Below are 8,500 nucleotides of genomic sequence, written 5' to 3'. Positions count from 1 at the left end.
GGCCTGGCGGGGTGAGTCAGGGAGCGGCGGTGGCTCGGGCTGTGGTTACCAAGGTGGCGTTGTCGGGGGCCTCGGTGCCGTCGGGTAGCAGCAGCGTGTCCTCCAGGCCGATGCGGGTGTGCAGGCCACGCCGGACCGCCTCGGCGTACACCGGCCAGGTGGCCGGGCCCTCGCCGTGCAGCAGCACCGGCGGGTGCTCGCCGGGCAGCGCGCCGAGGATCGTCGCCGCGTCGGCGAGCGCCGTCTCGACCTGCTCGGCCATGCACTCGACGAGGATCCGTCCGGTGGGCGTGGACCAGCGGCGCCAGGCGTCGACCGCTGACGGCGTCCACAGACCGGCCTCGATCATCACGCCGCGCTCGTGCAGGGCGGCGGCGACCTCGGCCGCTCCGGGTTCGTGGGCGTTGACCGAGGCGAAGTCGGGCAGCACCGTCCAGGCGCGGACGGCGGCGACCCGCTCGGCCGGGTCGGGGACGATCCAGGCGCCGGTGCTCACGCCGACCGGCAGGCCGGGACGGGCGTCGCGGATGGCGGTGACCGCAGCGGCGATCACCGCCGGGTCGAGCGACTCGGCGCCGCTGTCGTCGCGCGGGTGCACGTGCACCGCCGCCACCCCGGCGGTCGCGCAGCGCACCGCGTCGGCGGCCAGTTCGGCCGGGGTGACCGGCACGGCGGGGTGCTCGTCCCGCCGTCGTGTGCCGTTGAGACACGCCTTCAGCACCGGTGTGCGCCTCTCCTGGGTCGGCGGCCGCGACAAGGGCGGCCGGTCAGTCGGGCCGGCGGGAGTCGAGGTCGTTCTCGGCGTCGGCCATCGCGTCGGCGTCGATGTGCTCGGCGAACTCGGCCGCCTCGGCGCTCTGCGCGGCCAGCGCGTCCTTCACCGCCCGGATCGCCACCCCGGCCGGGTAGCCCTTGCGCGCCAGCATGCCGACCAGGCGCCGGAACACCGCGTCGGGCTCGCCGCGGGTGCTGCGCAGTTTGCGCTCCACCAGGGCGCGGGCGGTCTGCGCCTCGGTCTCCTCGTCCAGCCCGTCCAGGGCCGCGCCGGCCACCTCGCCGTCGACGCCGCGCTGGCGCAGCTCGTTGGCGAGCGCCCGGCGGGCCAGCCCGCGGCCGTTGTGCCGGCTGCTCACCCAGGCACGTGCGAAGGCGGCGTCGTCGACGATGCCGACCTCGTCGTACCGGTCGAGGACCTGCTCGGCGACCTCCTCGGAGATGCCGCGGCGGGCCAGCGCACCGGCCAGCTCGGCCCGGGTACGCGGGCGCACCGCGAGCTGCCGCAGGCAGATCTCCCGGGCCACCTCGGCCTCGTCGCGCGGCGGAGCCGGAGCCTCCCCTGCATCGGGCTCCGCCGCGCGATCACGGCGTCCCCGGCGAGGCCGGGGCGTACCTGTGGCGTCGCCCGTACGGGGTGGGCCGGCATCCCAGCCCCGGCCCGTACGGGCGCGTCGTCCTGCCACGGGTCAGCGGATCAGAAGTCGACCGGCGGCAGCTCCGGGCCGCCGGTGGCGTCACCGGCACCGCCGGTGCCGACGCCGAGCTTCTCCAGGATCTTCTTCTCGATCTCGGCCGCCACGTCCGGGTTCTCGCGGAGGAACTCGCGGGCCTTCTCCTTGCCCTGGCCGAGCTGGTCACCGTCGTAGGTGTACCAGGCGCCGGACTTGCGGATGATCGCCTGCTCCACGCCGACGTCGATCAGCGAGCCCTCGCGGGAGATGCCCTTGCCGTACATGATGTCGAACTCGGCCTGCTTGAACGGCGCGGCGACCTTGTTCTTCACGACCTTGACCCGGGTGCGGTTACCGACCACGTCGGTGCCGTCCTTGAGGCTCTCGATGCGGCGCACGTCGAGCCGGACCGAGGCGTAGAACTTCAGCGCACGGCCACCGGTGGTGGTCTCCGGGCTGCCGAACATCACGCCGATCTTCTCGCGGAGCTGGTTGATGAAGATCGCGGTGGTGCCGGTGTTGTTGAGCACACCGGTGATCTTCCGCAGCGCCTGGCTCATCAGCCGGGCCTGGAGGCCGACGTGGCTGTCGCCCATCTCGCCCTCGATCTCGGCGCGCGGCACCAGGGCCGCCACCGAGTCGATCACGATGATGTCGATCGCGCCGGAGCGGACCAGCATGTCCGCGATCTCCAGCGCCTGCTCGCCGGTGTCCGGCTGGGAGACCAGCAGGGCGTCGGTGTCGACGCCGAGGGCCCGCGCGTACTCCGGGTCGAGCGCGTGCTCGGCGTCGATGAACGCGGCGATGCCGCCGGCGCGCTGGGCGTTCGCCACCGCGTGCAGGGCGACGGTGGTCTTACCGCTGGACTCCGGACCGTAGATCTCGACCACGCGGCCGCGGGGCAGACCGCCCACGCCGAGCGCCACGTCGAGCGCGATGGAGCCGGTCGGGATGACAGCCGTCTGCACGACGGGCCGCTCCCCCAGCCGCATCACCGAACCCTTGCCGAACTGCTTGTCGATCTGAGCGAGAGCAAGGTCGAGCGCCTTCTCCCGGTCAGGCCCTGCTGCCATCGTTGCCACCCCTGCCTTCGCCGGCGTCTTTCCTGAGCTTCGCGTCACGCGGGACACGCTAGGCGCTGGGTCCGACAGAAAACCAGCCGACGGGCCGTGAGCTGTGGACGAGCACCCCGCTGTGGACAATAGCCGAACAGGTGTACGACTGGGCAAGCGACACGCGGGATCGGCGAAAAGGCTGCTCAGCGTAGTCGGGCGGGCACCCGGTCCGGGTATGCGGCGACCACGGCACGCCACACCACGTGCGTTTCCTCACCGGCGGCGAGGGCCTGCTCGATGGTCCGCCCGCCGAGCTGGGGCAGCACCTGGTCGCTGGCGATGCTGGCCGCGTACCCCGGGCCGAACGCCTCCTCCAGCCGCGTCCAGAAGTCGGTCAGCCGCACGTGTTCAGTCCTCCTCGTCGAGTGGTGCAGTGCCGGTACGGCGCAGCGCCAGCGCCACCAGCGGCACCACCGCGATCGCCGACAGCAGGGTGAGCGTCGGGTACCCCACGGCTCGCATGACGAACCCGCTCGCCGCCGCCGCGCCCGCCCCGGCCAGCCCCATGAGCAGGTCGGACAGGCCCTGCACGCCGGGCCGGTCGGCGGTGGGCACCGACTCCGACAGCAGCGTCGAGCCCGCCACCATCGTGCCCGACCAGCCCAGCCCGAGCAGCGTCAGCCCCACCGACAGCAGCGGCGTGTGGTGCCCGGCGGTGCCGGACACCGCGCACGCGGCCAGCAGCAGCGCCACCCCGCCGAGGATCACCGGGCGCCGGCCGACCCGGTCGGTGAGCCACCCCACCACCGGCGACAGCGCGTACATGCCGGCGATGTGCAGGCTCAGCACCAGGCCGACCACCGGCAGCACGTCCTCGTCGGAGTGCCACTCGCCGAGGTGCACCGGGGTCATCGACATCACCGCGACCATCACCAGGTGCCCCACCGCGACCGCGGCGATGCCGAGGCGGGCGGCCGGCCGCCCGCGTACCGTGCGCCACGCGGCGACCATGCCACCGCGGCGGGTGACCGCCGGTGCGACGCCCGGCGCCGGCTCGGCCGCCGTCAGCCGGCGCGCGGTGAGCAGCGGGTCCGGCCGCAGCAGGACCAGGAGTACGACGGCGGTGAGCGTGAACGCGACGGCGCTGAAGGCGAACGGGCCGGCCAGCGCCGGCAGGCCCCAGCCCCGGGTCGTCTCGTCGGCGAGCGCGGCGAAGTTCGGCGCGGCCACCGCGCCGATGGTGGTCGCCCACACCACCAGCGAGAGCTGCCGCCCCCGGCGCTGCGGCTCGGCCAGGTCCACAGCCGTGTAGCGGGCCTGGAGGTTGGCCGCCGTGCCGCCGCCGAACAGCAGCATGCCGACGAAGAGCAACGGCACCAGGCGCGTCACGGTGGCGACCACCACCAGCACGCCGCCGACCGCGCCGACCGCGTACGCGAGGACCAGCCCCGGCCGTCGGCCACGCGCGGCCATGAGCCGGGTGACGGGGATGGCGAGCAGCGCGGCGCCGACCACACCGGCGCTCTGCGCCAGCCCGGCCAGGGCGGTGCCGGCCACCCGGGCGGCGAGCAGCGCGCCGACCGAGATGCCGATGGTGACGCCGATGCCGCCGATGATCTGGGTGAGGAACAGCAGCCGGACGGTACGCCGCTGGATTCCGGCGACGTCGGGCCGGGGCGGGGCCGGCGCGGTCAGGTCGGTGGACATGCGCGCTCCTGGTGAGGACGGATGCCTCATCCTCCCCCGCCGGTCCGTCCGACCGGCAACCCGGTTTCGCTACAGGCCGAGACCCCGGCCGATGATCTCCTTCATGATCTCGGTGGTGCCGCCGTAGATGGTCTGCACCCGGCTGTCCAGCCACGCCTTCGCCACCGGGTACTCCGCCATGAAGCCGTAGCCGCCGTGCAGCTGCACGCACCGGTCGGCCACCCTGGTCTGCAGCTCGGTGGTCCACCACTTGGCCTTCGCCGCGTCGGTCACCGACAGGCGGCTCGCGTTGAACTCGGCGATGCAGTGGTTGACGAACGTGCGCGCGATGGTGACCTCGGTGTCCAGCTCGGCCAGCAGGAACCGGTTGTGCTGGAACCGGCCGATCGGCCGCCCGAACGCCTCGCGGGAGCGGGCGTACTCGATGGTGAGCGCGAGCAGCTTCTCGCAGGCCGCCACCGCGGCGACGGCGATGCTCAGCCGTTCCCGGGGCAGGTTGGCCATCAGGTGGTAGAAGCCGTGGTTCTCGGTGCCGATCAGGTTCTCCGCCGGCACCCGGCAGTCGTCGAAGAACAGCTCAGCGGTGTCGTTGGCCTTCAACCCGACCTTGGCCAGCCGGCGGCCCCGGCTGAAGCCCGGTGTGCCGCTCTCCACCACGACCAGGCTCACCCCGTGGGCGCCCTGGGCCGGCGCGGTCTTGACCACCACGACCACCAGGTCGGCCATCTCACCGTTGGTGATGAACGTCTTCTGCCCGTTGAGGACCAGGCTGTCGCCGTCGCGCACCGCGCCGGTGCGGATGCCGGCCAGGTCGCTGCCCGCGCCCGGCTCGCTCATCGCGATCGCGGTGACCAGGTCGCCGGAGCAGAAGCCCGGCAGCCACCGCTTGCGCTGGTCGTCGGTGGTCAGCTCGGTCAGGTACGGCGCGACCACGTCGTTGTGCAGCCCGAACCCGAGGCCCGAGCACCCGGACGCGACGATCTCCTCGTCCAGCACCGCGTTGAACCGGAAGTCGCGCTGCCCGCCGCCGCCGTACTCGGGGTCGACGTCCGGGCCGAGCAGCCCGGCGGCGCCGGCGGCCCGCCACACCTCCCGGTCGACGATCCCGTCGGCCTCCCAGCGCTCGTGGTGCGGCACCGCCTCCCGGGTCAGGAACCGGCGGCACAGGTCGCGGAACTCGTCGTGGACGGGCTCGTAGAGATGCTGCTCCATGGCGGCCAGTCTGGCACCGCTCACCCGTCCTGGACAGGGGTGAGCGCCGCTCGCAGCCGGCGCTCCCGGCGGCCGGTACGCACGGCTTCGGCCAGCACCGCGACCAGGACGATCCCGAACCCGACCCCGGCGAGTTCCCACCCGGCGCGGATGGCGAGCACGATCAGCGGGCCGAGCAGCACCAGGCCGCCGGCCGCCCCGAACAGCGCTCCCCGGCGTACCGCGGAGAGGTCGTCCGTCACCACCGCACGCCCCGCCTCGTCGGCGGGCGGCTCGCCCCGGCGCAGCGCGGTCTCGGTGACCGCCCAGGCGGCGGCCCGGTCCGCCTCGGCGGGGCGCGGCTTCCCGAACCGGCTCAGCGTGAAGAAGAACGCGAACCCCCAGATCACCGCGCCCAGACCGGCACGGACCACCGCGACCTGCGCGGACCCGTCCCACTCCTCCCAGAGCCGGACGGGCAGCCAGAGGAGGCCGGCGAACAGCATGGAGGCCACGTACGGGCCGGGAGCGCCGAACCGGAGCAGTGACACACGAGGTCGGGAGTCGGCCATGCCCGGATCGTATCCCTGCGTGTCGATCCGTGAGCCCTCTGTGGACGGTGGCGGACGGGCGGCGGACAGACCAGGATGGCCGGATGAGCACACTCACGGGGAAACAGGTCGCCGAGGCCGGGCTGGACGGGTGGACGTACCTGCTGGGGGCGTTGCAGACGCGCATCCGTACCCCCGGTTTCGCAGCCGGACTGGCGTTGGTGGCCGCGGTGGGCGCGGAGGCCGAGCGGGTCGACCATCATCCGGACCTGGACCTGCGCTACACCCACGTCGACGTGCGGCTGTGGTCGCACGACGCGGGCGGCGTGACCCAGCGTGACCTGCGGCTGGCCCGGACGATCTCGGCGCTGGCCGCCGACGCCGGGCTGACCCTGTCGGCGGCCGGGCTCGCCCGCCTGGAACTCGCGCTGGACACCCCGGAGCACGCGGCGGTGCTGCCGTTCTGGCGGGCGGTCCTGGCCTGGCGGTCGCCGGACGGCCGGGGCCCGGACGACGACGAGGTACGCGACCCGGACGGCGTGCTGCCGACGGTCTGGTTCCAGCGTTCCGCCCGGGACGAGCCCCGGCAGCGGTGGCACCCGGACGTGTGGGTCGACCCGGCCGATGTGGACGCGCGCATCGCTGCGGCGCTGGCGGCCGGCGGCACGCTGGTCAGCGACGCGGAGGCGCCGAGCTTCTGGGTGCTCGCCGACCCGGACGGCAACCGCGTCTGCCTCTGCACCTGGCAACAGCGCTCCTGAGTCAGCGCAGCGCCTTGGCGGCCACCTTCAGGTCGGCGACCAGCCCCTCGTACGCGACGTCCTGGTTGTCGGCACGCAGCACCGCGGACGGGTGGATGGTGGCGAGCAGCCGGGCCGCCGGGGCGTCGGCCACAGCGCCCGTCCGGTCCACCGGCACCCGCTCGAAGTCCTCCGGGTGCTGGGCGGCGGCGGGCCAGGGCATCAGCTCACCGCGCTGCTTCGTCACCCGGAAGCTCGGGCCGAGCAGCGCCTTGGCGGCGGTGGCGCCGAGCACGACCACGATCTCCGGGCGCAGCCGGGCGAACTCGGCGACCAGCCAGGGCCGGCAGGCGGTGACGTGCACCCGGTCCGGGGTCTGGTGGATGCGCCGCTTGCCGCGCAGCTCGAACCGGAAGTGCTTCACGGCGTTCGTCAGGTAGATCTGGGCCGGGTCCAGCGCCGCGTCGTCGACGGCCTTGCGCAGCAGCCGTCCGGCCGGGCCGACGAACGGCAGTCCCTTCTGGTCCTCGATGTCGCCCGGCTGCTCGCCGACGAAGACCACGCGCGCGTGTTCGTCGCCGCGGCCGAAGACGGTCTGGGTGGCGTCCCGGTACAGCTCGCAGCCCCGGCAGCCGCCCGCCGCGGCGCGCAGCTCGTCGATGGTGTCCGCCGACGGCGGGATGAACTCCTGCGCTCCGGGGGCGCTCTCGGTCTCGGCCATGCCGACCGTTCTACCCCGTCGGGCGGCACCCACGCGAGCGCTTGCCGCGATCAGGCGGTGAAGGTCGGGGTGGGCCGGGTGGCGCGGGCGAGCGCGTCGGCGAGCGCGGGGATGTCGGCCTCGTCCAGCGCGCTCACCGAGACGCGCACGGCGGGGGCGGCGGCGATCCGGTACAGGCCGCCGGGGGCGAGCGACCACCCGGCGTCGCGCAGCGTCGTGACCGCCACCGTCTCGTCGGGCACCGGCACCCACACGTTGATCCCGGTACGCCCGTGCGCGGCCACCCCGCGCGCGGCGAGCGCGGCCACCAGCCCGTCGCGCCGCCTGTCGTAGCTGTCCGCCGCGTGCCGCACCAGCCCGGCGGTGGCCGGGTCGCGCCAGAGCGACAGGACCAGGCGTTGCAGCACCGTGGAGACCCAGCCGGCGCCGACCCGCGCCCGCCCGGCGACCCGGGCCACTGTGGCCTCGTCACCGGCCAGCACAGCCAGCCGCAGGTCGGGCCCGTAGGGCTTGCTCACCGACCGGACGAAGGCCCACGCCGGGGTCGCCCCGGCGAGCGGGCACAGGGGTACGCGGGCCAGCTCGGCGGCGTGGTCGTCCTCGATCAGCAGCAGGTCGGCGCGGCCGGCGAGCAGCGTCCGCAGCGCGTCGGCCCGGCCGGCGGACACGGCGGCGCCGGTCGGGTTCTGCGCCCGGCTGGTCACCACGAGCGCCCGGACCCCGGCGGCCAGCGCCGCCCGGACGCCGCCGACGGTGGGGCCCTCGTCGTCCACCGGCACCCCGACGGTACGCAGCCCGAGCGCGGCGATCAGGTCGAGCAGGTTGGCCCAGCCCGGATCCTCCACCGCCACCGCGTCACCGGGCCGCAGGTGGGCGGCGAGCAGCCGTTCGATGCCGTCGAGCGCGCCGCCGGTGACTGTCAGCCCGCCGGCCGGCACCCCGTCCGCGGTGAGCCGGTCCCGGGCCAGGGCGGCCAGGTCGGGCAGCACGGCGTCGGTCGCGTACCCGCCCGGGGGTCCGATCTCGGCGGCGAGCGCGGCCAGGTGCGGCCCGGTGACGCGGTGGCGGTGGAGGATCCGGGCTGGGC

The 8,500-nt window shown here is 74.6% G+C and carries 10 protein-coding genes; 1 reads left to right on the top strand and 9 read right to left on the bottom strand.

Annotated features, from left to right (window positions below):
• Positions 1-16: 16 nt before the first annotated feature.
• The 7 genes from EAD96_RS30565 to EAD96_RS30535 form a co-directional block, all read right to left on the bottom strand.
• Entirely contained in the window at positions 17-721 is a 705-nt protein-coding gene (locus EAD96_RS30565; protein WP_121686675.1) for a 3-keto-5-aminohexanoate cleavage protein, read from the bottom strand.
• 46 nt (positions 722-767) lie between these two features.
• Complete coding sequence (locus EAD96_RS30560; protein WP_120571062.1) at positions 768-1,460, bottom strand: regulatory protein RecX; 693 nt, start codon at positions 1,458-1,460, stop codon at positions 768-770.
• A gap of 11 nt (positions 1,461-1,471) precedes the next feature.
• Positions 1,472-2,521, bottom strand: a complete 1,050-nt coding sequence (recA, locus tag EAD96_RS30555; RefSeq protein WP_073830227.1) for a recombinase RecA — start codon at positions 2,519-2,521, stop codon at positions 1,472-1,474.
• 185 nt (positions 2,522-2,706) lie between these two features.
• Entirely contained in the window at positions 2,707-2,907 is a 201-nt protein-coding gene (locus EAD96_RS30550; protein ID WP_120571064.1) for a DUF3046 domain-containing protein, read from the bottom strand.
• 4 nt (positions 2,908-2,911) lie between these two features.
• Positions 2,912-4,210, bottom strand: a complete 1,299-nt coding sequence (locus EAD96_RS30545; protein ID WP_121686674.1) for an MFS transporter — start codon at positions 4,208-4,210, stop codon at positions 2,912-2,914.
• 69 nt (positions 4,211-4,279) lie between these two features.
• Entirely contained in the window at positions 4,280-5,422 is a 1,143-nt protein-coding gene (locus EAD96_RS30540; protein ID WP_121686673.1) for an acyl-CoA dehydrogenase family protein, read from the bottom strand.
• A gap of 20 nt (positions 5,423-5,442) precedes the next feature.
• The gene (locus EAD96_RS30535; RefSeq protein WP_147457965.1) at positions 5,443-5,973 is read right to left on the bottom strand and encodes a hypothetical protein; all 531 of its coding nucleotides are present in this window, start codon (positions 5,971-5,973) and stop codon (positions 5,443-5,445) included.
• Between the two features lie 83 nt (positions 5,974-6,056).
• Here EAD96_RS30535 and EAD96_RS30530 point away from each other — a divergent pair, with 83 nt between their 5' ends.
• Entirely contained in the window at positions 6,057-6,713 is a 657-nt protein-coding gene (locus tag EAD96_RS30530; protein WP_121686671.1) for a 4a-hydroxytetrahydrobiopterin dehydratase, read from the top strand.
• Between the two features lies 1 nt (position 6,714).
• On the opposite strand, the gene EAD96_RS30525 is transcribed toward EAD96_RS30530, so the two are convergent.
• Together EAD96_RS30525 and EAD96_RS30520 are read right to left on the bottom strand one after the other, a co-directional pair.
• Positions 6,715-7,413, bottom strand: a complete 699-nt coding sequence (locus EAD96_RS30525; RefSeq protein WP_121686670.1) for a UdgX family uracil-DNA binding protein — start codon at positions 7,411-7,413, stop codon at positions 6,715-6,717.
• Positions 7,414-7,463: 50 nt separating this feature from the next.
• On the bottom strand, positions 7,464-8,500 hold a 1,037-nt coding region (locus tag EAD96_RS30520; protein ID WP_121686669.1), incomplete at its 5' end, for an aminotransferase class I/II-fold pyridoxal phosphate-dependent enzyme.

Source organism: Micromonospora sp. BL1, assembly GCF_003667485.1.
GTDB lineage: Bacteria > Actinomycetota > Actinomycetes > Mycobacteriales > Micromonosporaceae > Micromonospora > Micromonospora tulbaghiae.
This window is presented reverse-complemented; position numbering and strand designations above follow the sequence as displayed.

Coding starts and splice junctions, on each gene's coding strand:
- recA (WP_073830227.1), bottom strand. CDS start 2,521: ATGGCAGCAGGGCCTGACCGGGAGAAGGCGCTCGACCTTGCTCTCGCT.
- EAD96_RS30545 (WP_121686674.1), bottom strand. CDS start 4,210: ATGTCCACCGACCTGACCGCGCCGGCCCCGCCCCGGCCCGACGTCGCC.
- EAD96_RS30540 (WP_121686673.1), bottom strand. CDS start 5,422: ATGGAGCAGCATCTCTACGAGCCCGTCCACGACGAGTTCCGCGACCTG.
- EAD96_RS30535 (WP_147457965.1), bottom strand. CDS start 5,973: ATGGCCGACTCCCGACCTCGTGTGTCACTGCTCCGGTTCGGCGCTCCC.
- EAD96_RS30530 (WP_121686671.1), top strand. CDS start 6,057: ATGAGCACACTCACGGGGAAACAGGTCGCCGAGGCCGGGCTGGACGGG.
- EAD96_RS30525 (WP_121686670.1), bottom strand. CDS start 7,413: ATGGCCGAGACCGAGAGCGCCCCCGGAGCGCAGGAGTTCATCCCGCCG.